Origin of the sequence: Phycicoccus elongatus Lp2, assembly GCF_000367525.1 — a bacterium.
In the GTDB taxonomy this organism is placed as follows: domain Bacteria; phylum Actinomycetota; class Actinomycetes; order Actinomycetales; family Dermatophilaceae; genus Phycicoccus_A; species Phycicoccus_A elongatus.
Genome location: NZ_HF570956.1, coordinates 1,959,660 through 1,974,811, shown reverse-complemented (window position 1 = coordinate 1,974,811; position 15,152 = coordinate 1,959,660). Strand labels below are relative to the sequence as shown.

The 15,152-nt window shown below is 67.9% G+C and carries 14 protein-coding genes and 2 tRNA genes; 12 read left to right on the top strand and 4 right to left on the bottom strand.

Annotation, left to right across the window (positions count from 1 at the left end; genetic code table 11):
- Positions 1–12 precede the first annotated feature (12 nt).
- The 3 genes from BN10_RS09395 to orn form a co-directional block, all read right to left on the bottom strand.
- Positions 13–636: a copper resistance CopC family protein gene (locus tag BN10_RS09395; protein WP_010851010.1), complete on the bottom strand. Its 624-nt coding sequence runs from the start codon at positions 634–636 to the stop codon at positions 13–15.
- A 59-nt stretch (positions 637–695) separates the two neighbouring features.
- Positions 696–771, bottom strand: a tRNA-His gene (locus BN10_RS09390).
- Between the two features lie 80 nt (positions 772–851).
- Entirely contained in the window at positions 852–1,502 is a 651-nt protein-coding gene (gene orn, locus BN10_RS09385; RefSeq protein WP_040751357.1) for an oligoribonuclease, read from the bottom strand.
- 40 nt (positions 1,503–1,542) lie between these two features.
- On the opposite strand from orn, the gene BN10_RS09380 reads away from it, so the two are divergent.
- The 10 genes from BN10_RS09380 to BN10_RS09340 all read left to right on the top strand — a co-directional run bounded on the left by BN10_RS09380 (position 1,543) and on the right by BN10_RS09340 (position 12,161).
- A complete protein-coding gene (locus BN10_RS09380; protein WP_010851008.1) occupies positions 1,543–2,697 on the top strand; it encodes a PrsW family intramembrane metalloprotease in 1,155 nt (384 codons plus the stop codon).
- A complete protein-coding gene (locus tag BN10_RS09375) occupies positions 2,694–3,917 on the top strand; it encodes a M20 metallopeptidase family protein (RefSeq protein ID WP_010851007.1) in 1,224 nt (407 codons plus the stop codon). Before BN10_RS09380 ends, BN10_RS09375 begins: the two co-directional genes overlap by 4 nt.
- A gap of 27 nt (positions 3,918–3,944) precedes the next feature.
- A tRNA-Arg gene (locus tag BN10_RS09370) sits at positions 3,945–4,018 on the top strand.
- Positions 4,019–4,105: 87 nt separating this feature from the next.
- Positions 4,106–5,818 carry a dynamin family protein gene (locus tag BN10_RS09365; protein WP_010851006.1) on the top strand — a complete coding sequence of 571 codons (1,713 nt, stop codon included), beginning with the start codon at positions 4,106–4,108 and terminating at the stop codon, positions 5,816–5,818.
- 35 nt (positions 5,819–5,853) lie between these two features.
- Positions 5,854–7,473 (top strand): YfjP family GTPase, encoded by a 1,620-nt coding sequence (locus BN10_RS09360; RefSeq protein ID WP_233354297.1) that lies wholly within the window; start codon positions 5,854–5,856, stop codon positions 7,471–7,473.
- A 145-nt stretch (positions 7,474–7,618) separates the two neighbouring features.
- Positions 7,619–8,182 (top strand): single-stranded DNA-binding protein, encoded by a 564-nt coding sequence (locus tag BN10_RS15755; RefSeq protein WP_010851004.1) that lies wholly within the window; start codon positions 7,619–7,621, stop codon positions 8,180–8,182.
- A gap of 49 nt (positions 8,183–8,231) precedes the next feature.
- Entirely contained in the window at positions 8,232–9,914 is a 1,683-nt protein-coding gene (ettA, locus tag BN10_RS09350) for an energy-dependent translational throttle protein EttA (RefSeq protein WP_040751355.1), read from the top strand.
- 9 nt (positions 9,915–9,923) lie between these two features.
- Positions 9,924–10,067 carry a hypothetical protein gene (locus BN10_RS16870; protein ID WP_010851002.1) on the top strand — a complete coding sequence of 48 codons (144 nt, stop codon included), beginning with the start codon at positions 9,924–9,926 and terminating at the stop codon, positions 10,065–10,067.
- Positions 10,068–10,191: 124 nt separating this feature from the next.
- Complete coding sequence (locus tag BN10_RS09345) at positions 10,192–11,190, top strand: glycosyltransferase (RefSeq protein ID WP_010851000.1); 999 nt, start codon at positions 10,192–10,194, stop codon at positions 11,188–11,190.
- The gene (locus tag BN10_RS09340; protein ID WP_010850999.1) at positions 11,187–12,161 is read left to right on the top strand and encodes an NAD-dependent epimerase/dehydratase family protein; all 975 of its coding nucleotides are present in this window, start codon (positions 11,187–11,189) and stop codon (positions 12,159–12,161) included. Before BN10_RS09345 ends, BN10_RS09340 begins: the two co-directional genes overlap by 4 nt.
- Positions 12,162–12,270: 109 nt before the next feature.
- Here the strand turns inward: BN10_RS09340 and BN10_RS09335 are convergent, their stop codons facing one another.
- Positions 12,271–12,951: a winged helix-turn-helix transcriptional regulator gene (locus BN10_RS09335; protein WP_010850998.1), complete on the bottom strand. Its 681-nt coding sequence runs from the start codon at positions 12,949–12,951 to the stop codon at positions 12,271–12,273.
- 73 nt (positions 12,952–13,024) lie between these two features.
- On the opposite strand from BN10_RS09335, the gene BN10_RS09330 reads away from it, so the two are divergent.
- Entirely contained in the window at positions 13,025–13,648 is a 624-nt protein-coding gene (locus BN10_RS09330) for a maleylpyruvate isomerase family mycothiol-dependent enzyme (protein WP_010850997.1), read from the top strand.
- A 186-nt stretch (positions 13,649–13,834) separates the two neighbouring features.
- Positions 13,835–15,103: an IS256 family transposase gene (locus BN10_RS09325; protein ID WP_010849552.1), complete on the top strand. Its 1,269-nt coding sequence runs from the start codon at positions 13,835–13,837 to the stop codon at positions 15,101–15,103.
- The last annotated feature ends 49 nt before the right edge of the window (positions 15,104–15,152 follow it).

The following is a 15,152-nucleotide window of genomic DNA, read 5'->3' as shown; positions in this document are numbered from 1 at the left end:
TGCCGCGTCCGGTCAGTATCGATCCCGCCGGCGGGTGACGAGGAAGGCCAGCACGGCCGCGATCAGCGCCACGATGCCTCCGATGAGCCAGAGGTTGACCGGTGACCACCCCGTGTCGCTTGCGGTCGGACGGGACGCGTCGGTGCTGGTCGAGGCGGACTCTGACGCGCTCGGTGACACCGAGGGGCTGGCGACCGCTGTGGGGCTGCTGCTCGTCGGGGCGGCTTCGCTCGGTGAGGGCGACTGCTGCTCAGGGGCGTTGACGGTGAAGGTCGTCGTGCCCGAGATGGGGTGGGAGTCGGCGCTGACGACGCGGAAGGTGATCCGGTAGAGCCCGTTGGCGAGCGGAGGGAGTACTTGGAGGACGGTGTCGCTAGTTGTGACCGGTGGCGCCAGGGCGACCAGGTTGCCATCGGGTCCCAGCAGGTCGACCTTGGTGAAGTCGGCGAGGACGTCGTCGGTGAAGGCGAGGGTGAGTGCCGGCGGCGAAGAGGTGATCGTCGACCCGTCAGCTGGGTCGACCGATCGGAGATTCGAATGCGCAAAGGCCGGCGTGACGACGAGGAACACGAGCGCGAGGAGCGCCAGAGCACCCATCGTGATCCGGACGACGGGCTTGGCGAAGAACTCGAGCATGCCCCCATCATCCCGCCCAACGGCAACAGCCCCCACGCGGGGCGTGAGGGCTGTGCGGGTGGGGTGAGTGACGGGGCTCGAACCCGCGACATCCTGGACCACAACCAGGTGCTCTACCAGCTGAGCTACACCCACCAAGGTGGTGCCGCGGCATACCCACCCACGAGGGAGGAGCCGAGGCAGCGCCGACAATCGTACCTGCTAGGACGGGGTGCTCATGACCTCGCCTCAGCGGCCGACCCATGGTCGACCACGTGTTCCAGGGCGAAGGCGCGCAACTCCTCGCTGGTGTGCCCGGGAGGCTCGATGAAGACCGCTTGCCGGTAGTAACGCAACTCGGCGATCGACTCGCGGATGTCGGCGAGAGCGCGGTGTCCCCCCGACTTGGTGGGGGCGGCGAAGAAGGCTCGCGGGTACCAACGGCGGGCGAGCTCCTTGATCGAGGACACGTCGATGACCCGGTAGTGCAGATGCTGCTCGAGCCCAGGCATGTCGCGGGCGAGAAAGCCCCTATCGGTGCCGACGGTGTTGCCGCCGAGCGGCGCCTTGCGGGGCTCGGGCACCCACTGCGTCACATAGGCCATGACCTGCGCCTGGGCATCCTCCAAGGTGGTCCCCGAGGCCAGGGCATCGAGGAGACCCGAGCCGGTGTGCATCTCGCGAACAAAGTCACCCATCTGGGCCAGGGCCGCCTCGGGTGGGCGGATGACGACATCGACACCGTCGCCGAGTTGGTTGAGCTCGAAGTCCGTGACGAGCGCCGCGACCTCGACAAGGGCGTCGGCGTCGAGGGACAGGCCCGTCATCTCGCAGTCGATCCAGACGATCCGATCGGTGTGGGCACGGTCGACGGGCTGGTGCGGCATGGGCCAACGATAGGGGTCCTCGACCGATAGGTTTGCCCTCATGACTGCTCCGGCCCTCGAGCGAGCACACGGCGTCCACCGCAGCAGTGGGCGTCGGTTGGTGCGCACCTGGGTGGTCACCGGGGTCTTCGCCGTGGGAGCGCTCGCCTTGGCGCTGCTGGTGTCGACCTATATGGGTGCGGCCTTCGGCGTCCAGGCTGCGTTGCTCGCCCTGTTGGTGTCGGCCGTGCCTCTCCTGATCGTCATCCCGACCTTCATCTGGCTCGACCGTTTCGAGGCCGAACCGACCCGTTACCTCGTGGCCGCTTTTCTTTGGGGGGCCCTGGCGGCCGCCGTCATCGCGGCCACGATCAACACCTCCGCGATGGCGGTGATCCAGGCGACGGTCAGTGAGAGCGACGCGTTGCTCGCGACCGCGGTGCTCGTCGCACCCTTCGTCGAGGAGGCCGCCAAGGGGGTTTTCGTCCTCTTCGTCTGGTGGTTCCTGCGTCGTGAGTTCGACGGTCTCATCGACGGGATGGTGTATGCCGGGGTCGTCGCGGCGGGTTTCGCCTTCACCGAGAACATCCAGTACTTGGCCCAGGCCTGGAATGACGGGGGGCGTGATCTCTTCACGGCGACCTTCATCAGTCGTGGCCTGATGTCGCCCTTCGCGCACCCGATGTTCACGGTCATGACGGGGATCGGGATCGGCATCGCCTCCCATTCGCGGTCGTGGGTCACCAAGATCGGCGCGCCACTGCTCGGCTACCTGGTCGCCGTCCTGACCCATGCCCTCTGGAACCTCGCGGCCATCACGAGCGGGCAGGGAATGTTCGTGGTCTACCTCCTCATCGAGGTGCCGATCTTCCTGGCCTGGGTGGCTCTGGTGCTCTGGGCTCGGCGACGGGAAGGCAACCTGATCGGGATGTTCCTGCGGCCGTACGCCGACGCGGGCTGGCTCTCGCCGGCCGAGGTCTGGATGCTGTCGAACATGGGTCGGCGACGTGAGGCGCGTGCCTGGGCTCGGGCCAACACGGGTCGGATCGGGTTGTCATCGATGAGAGCCTTCCAGGACACGGCGAGCGACTTGGCCCTGCTGCGGCGGCGGATGATCGCCGGCGCCGCGGACGGTGAGTCGTTGCAGACCGAACGCGACCTGCTCGATCGGCTCGTGCGCTCCCGGCGCGCCTTCGTCGGTCGGGCCCTGCCATGAGCGACACGCGGGCGATCGCCGAACGACTTGCCCCGGACCTGCGCGCCTTGCGCCGCGAACTCCACCAGCGACCCGAACTCGGCCTCGACAACCCATGGACCCAGACCCGCATCCTCGAGGCGTTGGCTGGTCTGGACCTCGAGGTCACCCTCGGCGCCGACCTGACCTCGGTCGTGGCGGTCCTGCGCGGCGATGGTTCGCCAGATCTGGCAGAGCGCCCGGTCGTCCTGCTGCGTGGGGACATGGACGGCTTGCCGGTCTCCGAAGAGGTCACGGACCCGTGGGCCTCGACCGTGCCCGGTGTCATGCACGCGTGCGGTCACGACCTCCACGTCGCCGGCCTCGTCGGAGCCGCCCAGATCCTGCACGAGGTCCGCCATGAACTCGCCGGCGACGTCATCTTCATGTTCCAGCCGGGAGAGGAGGGCCCCGGCGGGGCAGAGATCATGGTGCGGGAGGGCCTGCTCGACGTGGCGGGGAAGCGGGCAGATGCGGCATACGCCATCCATGTCATCGCGGCCGAGGAGCCGCACGGTGTCTGGTACGGACGGCCGGGGCCGACGATGGCGGCCGCCGACGAGGTCACGATCATCGTGACCGGCCGGGGCGGACACGGCTCGGCGCCTCATCGGGCCCTCGATCCGGTGCCGGTCGCGTGCGAGATCGTCCTGGCCCTGCAGACGATGGTCACGCGCCGCTTCAGCGCGTTCGAGCCGATCGTCATCACCGTCGGACGAATCACCTCCGGCACCAAGTGCAACATCATCGCCGACACCGCCGAGATCTACGCGACGGTCCGCACCTTCAGCGACCAGGCGCGCGACCTCACCCTCGCCGAGATCACTCGGGTCGCCGACGGCGTCACGGCTGCCCACGGCCTGACGGCTGAGATCGTCCAGGATCATGGTTACCCGCTGACGAGCAACGATCCGGCCGAGTTCGCCTTCGCTCGCGACACGGTCATCGACCTCTTCGGTGCACAGCGATGGACCGCGATGAAGGACCCGGAAGCCGGCTCCGAGGACATGTCCTTCGTCCTGCGAGAGGTGCCCGGCGCCTACCTCTACGTATCGGCGACACCACCTGGGGTCGATCCGGCGACGGTCGACGACAACCATTCACCGCGAGCGACCTTCGACGACGCCGTCGTGCCCGACATGGCGCTTGCGCTCGCTGAGTTGGCCCTGCGCCGCTGCGCTCGAGACTCAACACCTCACTAGACTGCCTGCGCGCACATGTGTGGGCCGGCCCCCGTAGCTCAGCTGGACAGAGCAAGAGCCTTCTAATCTCTAGGTCGCAGGTTCGAGTCCTGCCGGGGGCGCTGCAGGGTTCGCCCTCCTGAGACTCGCCCGTGAGGACCATCCCGGCGTGCGCGGGTCGCCAGCGAGCACCCCATTAGGCTGGGCCCGTGACTGCTGCCCCCGCCGAGAGCCAACTGCTCGTTGACGCCGTGGACAGCCTGCGTGGAGCCGTTGCAGAGACCTCTCTGCCCCTGCCGCTCGCCGGCCGAGACCAGGCCGAGGAGAACCGCATCGCCCTCCTTCGCCAGCTCGACGACTACGTTCTGCCCCGGCTTCGCGCCCTCGATGCGCCGCTCCTGGCTGTCGTCGGTGGCTCCACCGGTGCTGGGAAGTCGACCCTGGTGAACTCTTTGGTCGGGGCGCAGGTCTCCCGCACCGGGGTCATTCGGCCGACGACGACGCGGCCAGTGCTCGTCCACCACCCCGATGACGCTCACTGGTTTGCGGACGACCGCATCCTGCCCGGATTGGCGCGGGTCACGGGCGCCGAGACCGCCGAGGCGCAGCCCGGCACTGTGCGACTGGTCCGCTCGACCGCCCTGCCTCCTGGGATGGCGCTGCTCGACGCCCCCGACATCGACTCCGTGGTCCAGGCCAACCGCGAACTCGCCGGGCAGTTGCTCGCTGCCGCCGATCTTTGGCTCTTCGTCACCACGGCCGCCCGCTACGCCGATGCCGTGCCGTGGGACCTGCTCCGCACAGCCTCGGAGCGGGGCACGGCCGTCGCGATCATCCTCGACCGCGTGCCACCCGAGGCGGTCGAGGAGATTCGCCCGCACCTGGTGTCGATGCTGCGCGAGCAGGGTCTCTCCACCGCCCCCGTGTTCTCCATCCCCGAGTCCACCCTGACCACCCAAGGTCATCTTCCGCAGGAGGCCATGGCGCGCCTCAAGGCATGGCTCGACGCCCTCGCGTCCGACACCCGTGCGCGATCCATCGTCGTCAGCCAGACGCTGCGGGGCGCTATTGCCTCGCTGGGTGACCGCACGAGCCGGCTCGCCGAGGCGGCCCACGAACAACGCACGGCACAGGACGGTCTGCGGCGCGCCATCGACGAGGAGTTCGAGAGAGCCCACCGCGAGGTCAAGGACGGAATGACCGACGGCACCCTCCTTCGCGGCGAGGTACTCGCGCGCTGGCAGGAGTTCGTCGGCACCGGCGAGTTCTTCCGGCAGGTCGAGACCACGATCGGCAAGTGGCGCGATCGCCTCACGGCTGCCGTCAAGGGTGCGCCGGCTCCCGCAGCCAATCTCGGCGAAGCGCTGCAATCCGGGGTCGCCGCTCTCGTCACCTCTCATGGGGAATCAGCAGTGCACGAGTCGGTCCGCGACCTGCGCCGCCTGCCCGGCGGCGAGGGGATCCTGGGGCGCCGGGCCGACCTGTCCACTGGCTCTCCCGGGTTCCGGGATCGGGTCGACCGCTTGGTCCGCGATTGGCAGGGCGAGATCTTCGACATGGTGCGCAGTGAGGGCGGCAACCGACGCACCAATGCCCGGGTCGCGGCCTACGGAGTCAACGGGATCGGCCTCTTCCTCATGCTCGTCTCCTTCGCCCACACCGGCGGTCTCACCGGCGCGGAGGTTGGCATCGCGGGGGGAACCTCCGTCCTGGCGCAGCGCGTCCTCGAGGCCATCTTCGGAGACCAGGCGGTCCGTGAGATGGCCGCCCGCGCCCGCAAGGCGCTCCTGGCACGCGTCGACGACCTGTATGCCGCGGAGCGCGCCCGCTTCCAGGACGCCATCACCGAGGCGGGCAACGTCGATGATGCCGCCGAGCGACTCGACCGGGCCGCGCAGGCCGTGGCCGAGGCGGCACGATGAGCCCGATCAGGGCAGGGCGTGCCACGGTCGCCCCCGTGACTGCAGAGGCGCTCGCGGCGGCCTCCGGAGCCCTCGGCGAGGCTGTCGAGTCAGGTGGTGAGCAACTGCCGGACGCACCCCGGCGGGCGGCGACCGATGTGGTCCGCAAGGTGAGTGAACGCAGCGCGTTGGTCGGTGGACACACCGTCGTCGCCCTGGCCGGCGCCACGGGAAGTGGGAAGTCGAGCCTCTTCAACGCCCTCGTCGGAGCCCGAGTCGCCACCGTCGGTGCCCGACGGCCGACGACGAGCACGCCGACGGCTGCGCAATGGGGCAGCGAACCAGCTGGTGACCTGCTCGACTGGCTCGGGGTGTCGACCAGACACCACGTCACCTCGACCTCGTCTGTCGCCGTGGGGAGTCTCGAAGGATTGGTCCTGCTCGACCTTCCCGACTTCGACTCCCGCGATGTGAGCAACCGTGCCGAGGCCGAGCGGGTCCTCGCCCTGGTGGATCTGTTCGTCTGGGTCACCGATCCCCAGAAGTATGCCGATGCCCGATTGCACGATGACTATGTGGCGGCCTTGGCCAGCCATGACGCCGTGATGCTCGTGGTGCTCAACCAGGTGGATCGCCTCACCCCCCACGAGGTCGAAGAGTGCGTCGCCGACCTCAAGCGCCTCCTGGTCCGTGACGGAGTACGCCAGGCCACCGTCCTCCCGGTCTCTGCACAAACGGGCGCCGGCCTGGACGCGCTCGGCCAGCGCCTCGCCAACACGGTTGCCGGCGCGGCTGCCTCGCGAACGCGGCTGGCGGCTGATGTCCGCAGTGCGGCCCAGCGTCTGGCCGGTGGCGTCGCCGACAGTGAGCCCACGGTCGCTGCGGCCGACCAGCACGAACTGATCGATGCCCTGGCTCGATCAGCCGGGGTGCCCATGGTGGTCGATGCCGTTGCGCGGGACTACCGCATGGAGGCAACCGGTCACATCGGCTGGCCCTTCACCCGCTGGGTTCAGGCCTTTCGCCCCCGACCTCTGCGGCGACTGCGCCTCGAGGACAAGACCATCGAGGTGCGCGACCAGGACGTGCGATCCGTCCTGGGCCGGTCGTCCATCCCACCGCCCAGCCCAGCGGCAAAGGCGGCGGTCGCGCTCGCGACCCGCAACCTCGCCGGGGTCGCCGGGGCCGGTTTGCCCACACCGTGGGCCGACGCGGTGGATGCGGCGGCGGACCCGCCCGGAGGTTCCCTCACCGATGACCTGGACCGTGCCGTCGTGGCGACCCCGCTGCGCGGCCGCAACCCCATCTGGTGGCGCCTGATCGGCGTGGTCCACGTGCTGCTCGCGCTCTCGGCGGTCGCTGGGGTGCTCTGGTACGTGCTCCTGTGGGGTTTGGGGGCTCTGTCCTTCCCCGTGCCCGATCCGCCCCTGGTCGGTGGCGTGGTGCCAGTGCCCTTCCTGTTGATCGTCGGTGGGCTGGCCCTGGGCTTGTTGCTCGCCGCCCTGTCACGAGCGTTCGCTGGTGTCGGGGCCAGACGTCGCGCCTCCGCAGTGGAGGCGAGGTTGCGCGAGGCGATTGCCGCGGTGGCAGATCGGGAGATCACGGCCCCCGTCGCCGCCGTCCTGGCGCGCCACCGTGCGACCCGCGAGGCGTTGAATCGGGCGCGCGCGATCTGACGCCCAGATGTTCCGCTGTCCACAGGCAGTGGTCGGGCAGGTGTGTCGTCCACAGGGCGAAGGGCTCGTGGTGGCCGATTGAACCCTCACCGTCGAAGACTCCACTCACCTGCTCCATTCGGGAGCCAGCAGAGAGGACGTGAGGATGAACGAGACCACGATCACGGTGGTCGGCCGATTGGTCGCCGACCCCGTCATCCGACAGACCTACGCCGGATCGAACGTGACGACCTTCCGGATCGCCACCAATGCTCGCAAGAACCGGCCCGGGACGGGCGAGTTCGAGGACGGTCCGACCAGCTATTACAACATCTCGGCGTACAAGTCACTCGGGGCCAATGCGGCGATTTCGTTGCATCGTGGCGAGCCGGTCGTCGTGACCGGGGCGCTCGAAGTCAGCACCTTCGACCGACAGGACGGCAGCAAGGGCTCCGCCGCCGACATCACGGCCCGGCAGATCGGGCACGATCTCAGTTGGGGTGTGTCCGGCTTCGCCAAGGTGTCCCGCCAGAGCGTGGAAGGTGGGGGTTCCGACCCGCTCCAGTCAGCGATCGCTGCGTATGCCGCGATGGCCAGCGGACGCTTCGCGTCGACCGGCCCCGGCCGCGAGGACGGCACCACCGTGCCCTACGGCGTTGTGGATGAGGATGGGGTCATCGCGGAGGTCGGCGCCGAGGTCGAGGAGGGAGCCGCCGAGTCGGCTGCGTGAAGGCTCGGGGATTCGGGGGTGCGGCATGGGCTTGGCTAGCCTGTGTCGCATGCCCGAGTTCATCTATGTCATGTCCCGTGCCCGCAAGGCGCACGGCGACAAGGTCATCCTCGACGACGTCACGCTGTCGTTCCTCCCCGGCGCCAAGATCGGCGTCGTGGGACCCAACGGCGCCGGAAAGTCGTCCGTGCTCAAGATCATGGCCGGACTGGACCAGCCGTCCAACGGTGAGGCGCGGCTGACCCCGGGTTACAGCGTCGGCATCCTCATGCAGGAGCCGGTGCTCAATGAGGAGAAGACGGTCCTGGGCAACGTCGAGGAGGGCGCTGGCGAGATCAAGGCCAAGCTCGACCGTTTCAACGCCATCAGCGCCGAGATGGCCGAGCCCGACGCGGACTTCGACGCCCTGATGACCGAGATGGGCAAACTCCAGGAGGAGATCGACCACGCCGACGCGTGGGACCTGGACTCCCAGCTCGAGCAGGCCATGGATGCCTTGCGGTGCCCGCCACCGGACGCCGACGTCACGACGCTCTCCGGTGGTGAGCGCCGTCGCGTTGCCCTCTGCAAGCTGCTCCTGCAGAAGCCCGACCTGCTGCTGCTTGACGAGCCCACCAACCACTTGGACGCCGAGTCGGTCCTCTGGCTCGAGCAGCACCTCTCCAAGTATCCCGGCGCCGTCGTCGCCGTCACCCACGACCGCTACTTCATGGACAACGTCGCCGGGTGGATCCTCGAACTCGACCGGGGCCGCGCCTACCCCTACGAGGGCAACTACTCGACCTACCTCGAAAAGAAGGCAGCCCGCCTCGAGGTCCAGGGCAAGAAGGACGCCAAACTGGCCAAGCGGCTCGCCGAAGAACTCCAGTGGGTGCGCTCCAACGCCAAGGCGCGCCAGACCAAGTCGAAGGCCCGTCTGGCCAGGTATGAGGAAATGGCGTCGGAGGCGGAGCGGACCCGGAAGCTGGACTTCGAGGAGATCGCCATCCCACCGGGTCCACGCCTGGGCAGCAAGGTGATCGAGGTCAAGAACCTCAAGAAGGGCTTCGGCGACCGCGTTCTCATCGATGGCCTCTCGTTCACCTTGCCGCGCAACGGCATCGTCGGGGTCATCGGCCCCAATGGCGTCGGCAAGACCACCCTCTTCAAGACGATCGTCGGCCTCGAGAAGGCAGACTCGGGCACGGTCGATGTCGGCGACACCGTGAAGATCTCCTATGTGGACCAGAGCCGCGGTGGTATCGACCCCAACCAGAACCTGTGGGAGGTCGTCTCCGGCGGCCACGACTACATCAACGTCGGTAGCGTCGAGATCCCCTCGCGCGCCTATGTCAGTCAGTTCGGCTTCAAGGGTCCCGATCAGCAGAAGAAGGCCGGCATCCTCTCCGGTGGCGAGCGGAACCGCCTCAACCTTGCGCTCACCCTCAAGGAGGGCGGCAACCTGCTGCTCCTCGATGAGCCGACCAACGACCTCGACGTCGAGACGCTGGGATCGCTGGAGAATGCACTCCTGGAGTTTCCCGGCTGTGCGGTCGTCATCAGCCACGACCGCTGGTTCCTCGACCGCGTCGCGACGCACATCCTTGCCTACGAGGGCACCGATGCGAACCCCGCTGCGTGGTACTGGTTCGAAGGGAACTTCGAGTCCTACGAGGCCAACAAGGTGGAGCGCCTCGGCGAAGACGCCGCGCGCCCGCACCGAGTGACCTACCGCAAGCTCACCCGCGACTGATCCATCCTGATGATCACGGCCAACCGAGCGTCCCTGCGCGAGCAGGTGCAGGACCTCGGGCCGGCCGCGGTCGTCGACGCTGCGCTCTCCGGCGACCTGGCCCGATTCTGTGGCTCACGACTCGACGGTGCGCGCTTTGTTGGGCGGACCTGAGGGAGGCCGACCTCAGCGGCGCGACCGGCTACGCCATCGACCCCCGTGAGACCCGCGTCAAGGGCGCCCGGTTCACCGCACCGGACGTGCTGGCCCGGCTCGATCCCTTCGATATCGTCATCGCGTGACCCAGACCCTGGACGTGCCCGCCCACACGGTCTCGGTCGTCATACCCGTCTACCAGGGCGCCGCCACGCTGCCGGCCCTGATGGACGAGATCGCCCCTCTGGTCCACCGCGCGACCACTCCTGAGGGTCGCGAGCTGCGGGTGACCGAGGTGCTGCTCGTCCACGACAACGGACCCGACGCCTCGGACGAGACGATCCGGGACCTGGCCCGACGTCACCCCTGGATCCGACCGGTCTGGTTGAGCCGCAATTTCGGTCAGCATCCCGCCACCCTCGCGGGCATCGCCGCCTCAGGCGGCGAGTGGGTCGTCACCCTCGACGAGGACGGTCAGCACGACCCGGCCGCCATCGGATCAATGCTCGACACCGCGATGCGGACCCAGTCCGATGTGGTCTACGCCAAACCGACCAACGAACCGCCCCACGGCCCCCTCCGCAACCTGGCCTCCCGGGGAGCCAAACGGCTCGTCGGTTGGTTCGCCAGCGGCATACCCACCGACGACTTCCACAGCTACCGACTCCTCCTCGGCGAGGTCGCCCGCAGCGTCGCGGCGTATGCCGGCCCCGACATCTACCTCGACGTGGCTGTCTCCTGGGTGGCCCGCCGCACCACGACCAGCCCGGTCGAGATGCGCCGCGAGGGTGACCGCCCCTCGGGTTACCACCTGCGGTCGCTGCTCTCGCACTTCTGGCGGTTGGTCCTCTCCAGCGGGACCAAGCCGTTGCGCGCTGTCTCGGTCATGGGAGCTGGCTTTTCACTGCTGGCAACGCTGTTGGCGCTGGTCCTCATCGTCGGACGCCTCACCAACCAGTGGGCCTACCCGGGGTGGACCTCGACCATGCTCATGCTGATGTTCGCCACCGGGCTCATCCTCTTCAGTCTCGGCGTCATCGCCGAGTACGTCGGTCGAGCGGTCAACATGGCAATGGGCAAGCCGCTCTACCTCCCCGTGCGTGACCCGCAGGATGGGCCGTTGGGGCGCGACCGGCGATGACCGCACCGCACCTCTGTGTGGTTGGGGGAGGTGGTCTGGTCGGTCGCCAGGTCGTCGCTGCCGGGCTCACGGCGGGGTATGCCGTGCGCGTCCCGGACATTCCCTGGACCGATCCGGGCGCAAGCATCGAGGCGCTGGCTGCCCACCTGCGACAGTTCGCCGCCGAAGTGACCGGTGAGTGGGCTCTGGCCTGGTGCGCCGGGGCCGGGGTTGTCGCGACCAGTGAGGACGACCTGGCCCAGGAGGTCGATGTCCACGATGGGGCACTGCGCGCGGTCGAGGGCCTGATCCACGAGGGGCTGCTCGACCCGGCACGCGGCGGGATCTTCCTCGCGTCCTCCGCCGGGGGAGTGCACGCCGGGTCGGCCGATCCGCCCTTCACCGAGGAGACGCCCGTCGCCCCTCTCGTGCCCTATGGCTACGCCAAGGTGGCGATGGAGGCTGCCGTCCGAGGGCTCGCGGAGCGCACCGGCGTGCGAGCGTTCATCGGTCGGTTGGCCAACATCTATGGGCCGGGACAACGTCTGGACAAGGCCCAAGGGCTCATCTCCACGATCTGCGTCGCCGATGCCCTGGGCACACCACTGCAGGTCCGGGTGTCACTGGACACCACGCGTGACTACCTCCACTCCGCCGACGCGGCGGCCATGGTGATCGCCGGTCTCGAGCGGCTGCGCCTCGAGCCCGCGGGGGCCGTCGTCACCAAGATCCTCTGCTCGGGTCAACCCGTGACGGTCGGCCACCTCATCGGCGAGTCACGCCGAGTCCTCCACCGCCCGCTGCGCACGACGGTGCTGCCCGGGCAGTCCAGCGGGCAAGTGCTCGACCTCAGGTTCACCTCGATGGTCTGGCCCGAGTTGGACGCTCTGGTCGGCACCACCGTGCCGGCCGGTCTCGCTGAGGCGGCGGCCGACGTGCGCTCGCGCATCGCGCTCGCGGGGGCCGACGCCGTCCTCAACCCTCCCCGCTGAGCGACCCTCCTCATGGAGCAACCCGCCCCGCAAGGTGTACTGACCGGAGACGTTGGTTGACAAAGGCTTGACCGAGTGGCGGATGCGCTTAGCGCATCGTTGGGCGGCCTCAGCGGAATCGAGCCGCCTCGATGAGGTCGTCAACGGCTGCGCGGTCCCCGGTGACGTGAAAATCATCGGTTCTGCCCCAGTCAGCCCCTACAATGATCACGTTCTTGAGCGCCTCCGTTGAACACGTGAGCGCCGCATCGCAACCGCCTGGAGTGGGCGTGTCAGTCCGCGCGATGCTTGCCCCTTGCGCGGTGAGTGAGGCGATGTAGGTCGCGGTCGATGTTCCGGGAGTCCGTGTATCGCGGATGTCGAGCAGAACCGAACGAGGGGTCCGCACGCCGCTGGCATGGGCGAGATGCGCGCGCATTGCCAAGACGATTGTGTCGGGCGTCATGGCTGCCTTCCGTGGAAGTGCTGCGGACCGCGCCCCCCACGCGCCCAGAGCCGCGTTGACATGTTCCAGTTGATAGCCCCACTCGGTGAGTTCGTAGACGTGCCCCCCGGTCTCGCGCCCACCTGGGTTGCGACGTAAGACGCCCTTTGCTGCGAGCCCCTCCAAGCGACGCGCCAAGATGGTGGGGCCAATGCCCGCCACGTCACGTTGCAATTCCACGAATCGCTTCGGCCCCAGGACTAGCTCGCGAACGATGCTCATGCTCCAGCGCTCGCCAATGATGTCGAGAGCGTGCGCAGCCGCGCATCCGTCGTCGTAGGACCCGTAAGTGCGCCGACCAGCCATCTGTCAAGCCTAACTCCAGTTTGTGTAGTACCTTGTTGCTACACATTATGTAGTGACGACGTGAGGACTTCTGATGGATCCGATCTGGGACTCCGTTCACCAAGAGCGCGCCGCCCTCATCCGCGATCTTGGCCAACTGGATCCCGATGACTGGGCGATCGAGACCCAGTGTCAGGGGTGGCGGGTTCGCGAGGTGGTCGCGCATCTGATCGACACGGCCACCACCACACCACTCTCCTTCCTGACCGCCATGGTGAGAGCCAAGTTCGACTTCGATCGGCAAAACGACCTCGGGCTCAAGCGCTACAACTCAAGTGATCCAGCCGAACTTGTCGCGCTGCTCGGACAGGTTGCTGAACGAACTTCGGGCCCACCGCAGTTCATGGCCCCGTTGGCGAGTCGTCTGGTGGAGGAGATCGTGCACGGCGAGGACATTCGACGCGCCGTTGGTCTGCACCGCACCTACCAGGCCGAGGATCTGAAGACTGCAATCAGCTATCAAGCCACCACGAGCACAAGATTCGGAGGTTTCCGCGAGAACCTGACTGGCAAGCAACTCACGGCGGAGGACCTTGGGTGGTCTCGCGGTGAAGGTGCTCAAATCGTCGGGCCCGCGGTAGAGATCCTCATGCTCATCTCGGGACGCGCACCTCGCCGAGGCGAGCTGACCGGCCCAGGCCTCGAGTCGCTTCGATGACAACATCTGCTCGCCTTCACGCAAACGCGGCCCTCACCCCCCGCCATCGTCAGATGGGCGAGCGGAGTTGAGTCCGTAGCGTTGGTGTACGTCGACACCGGTGGCGTGTCCCTGCTGGATGCAGGTGCGGTCACCGCGTGATCCTTCGAGTGAACCTCTCACAGCACTCTCGAATGGAGCATCGCGATGACCGCGAACCTCAGTATCGACCCTGACGTGTTCTTGCACGAGCAGCTCGCGCAGGCCAGCCCGGACTTGATGCGTGACCTGCTCTCCACCTTCGTCAACGCCTTGTTGTCGGCGCAGGCCGACAGTGTGTGCGGCGCCGACTATGGGACCCGGTCAACCGAGCGGACGAACCGGCGCAACGGGTACCGGCATCGGGACCTGGACACTCGCACCGGCACTCTCGACATCGCGATCCCCAAGCTGCGTGAAGGCAGCTTCTTCCCGGAGTGGCTGCTGGAACGGCACCGCCGCGCTGAAGCCGCCCTGACCACCGTCGTGGCCACCTGCTACCTGCTTGGGGTCTCCACCCGCCGGATGGACAAACTGGTGCGCACGCTGGGCATCACCGGCTTGTCGAAGTCAAAGGTCTCCGAGATGGCCAAGGACCTGGACGCCCAGGTCGAGGCGTTCCGGACCCGACCCTTGGACGAGGGGCCGTACACGTTCGTGGCCGCCGACGCGCTCACGATGAAGGTGCGTGAGAACGGGCGGGTGGTCAAGGTCGCGGTCATGGTCGCCACCGGCGTCAACGCCGACGGCTACCGCGAAATCCTCGGTATCCAGTGCGCGACAACCGAATCCGGTGCGGGCTGGCTGGGGTTCTTCCGCGACCTCGTCGCCCGCGGCCTGACCAAAGAAGGCCCGGTCGGCCTGGTCACCAGTGACGCCCACACCGGCTTGGTCGAGGCCATCGGCGCGACCCTGCCAGCTGCGTCCTGGCAACGCTGCCGCACCCACTACGCCGCGAACCTCATGGCCGCGACCCCCAAATCGCAGTGGGGTTGGGTCAAAGCCCTCCTGCACTCGGTGTACGACCAACCCGACGCCCAAGCCGTCCACGCCCAGTTCGACCGCGTCCTCGAGGGGCTGCACGACAAGCTCCCCGCAGTAGCCGAGCACCTCGAGGACGCCCGCGCCGACATCCTCGCCTTCACGATCTTCCCGAAAGTGTTGTGGCGACAGATCTGGTCCAACAACCCCAACGAACGGTTGAACCGCGAGATCCGCCGGCGCACTGATGTCGTGGGCATCTTCCCCAACCGCGAAGCGATCATCCGCCTCGTCGGTGCCGTCCTGGCCGAGCAACACGACGAATGGGCCGAACAACGCCGCTACCTCGGACTCGAGGCCCTCAAACAAGCCCGCGCAGCCCTCGCCGACCGCGAGACAGTCCTCCTGACCGAGGAGGTGAACCCCGACCTGATCGCCCGCGCCATCAGCGCCTGAACATCACCATCGAACGATCACCTCGTACACCACCGCTCCGGGCTTGACC

Coding starts and splice junctions, on each gene's coding strand:
- BN10_RS09380 (WP_010851008.1), top strand. CDS start 1,543: ATGACTGCTCCGGCCCTCGAGCGAGCACACGGCGTCCACCGCAGCAGT.
- ettA (WP_040751355.1), top strand. CDS start 8,232: ATGCCCGAGTTCATCTATGTCATGTCCCGTGCCCGCAAGGCGCACGGC.
- BN10_RS15755 (WP_010851004.1), top strand. CDS start 7,619: ATGAACGAGACCACGATCACGGTGGTCGGCCGATTGGTCGCCGACCCC.
- BN10_RS09395 (WP_010851010.1), bottom strand. CDS start 636: ATGCTCGAGTTCTTCGCCAAGCCCGTCGTCCGGATCACGATGGGTGCT.
- BN10_RS09375 (WP_010851007.1), top strand. CDS start 2,694: ATGAGCGACACGCGGGCGATCGCCGAACGACTTGCCCCGGACCTGCGC.
- BN10_RS09340 (WP_010850999.1), top strand. CDS start 11,187: ATGACCGCACCGCACCTCTGTGTGGTTGGGGGAGGTGGTCTGGTCGGT.
- BN10_RS16870 (WP_010851002.1), top strand. CDS start 9,924: ATGATCACGGCCAACCGAGCGTCCCTGCGCGAGCAGGTGCAGGACCTC.
- BN10_RS09330 (WP_010850997.1), top strand. CDS start 13,025: ATGGATCCGATCTGGGACTCCGTTCACCAAGAGCGCGCCGCCCTCATC.
- BN10_RS09335 (WP_010850998.1), bottom strand. CDS start 12,951: ATGGCTGGTCGGCGCACTTACGGGTCCTACGACGACGGATGCGCGGCT.
- orn (WP_040751357.1), bottom strand. CDS start 1,502: ATGCCGCACCAGCCCGTCGACCGTGCCCACACCGATCGGATCGTCTGG.
- BN10_RS09325 (WP_010849552.1), top strand. CDS start 13,835: ATGACCGCGAACCTCAGTATCGACCCTGACGTGTTCTTGCACGAGCAG.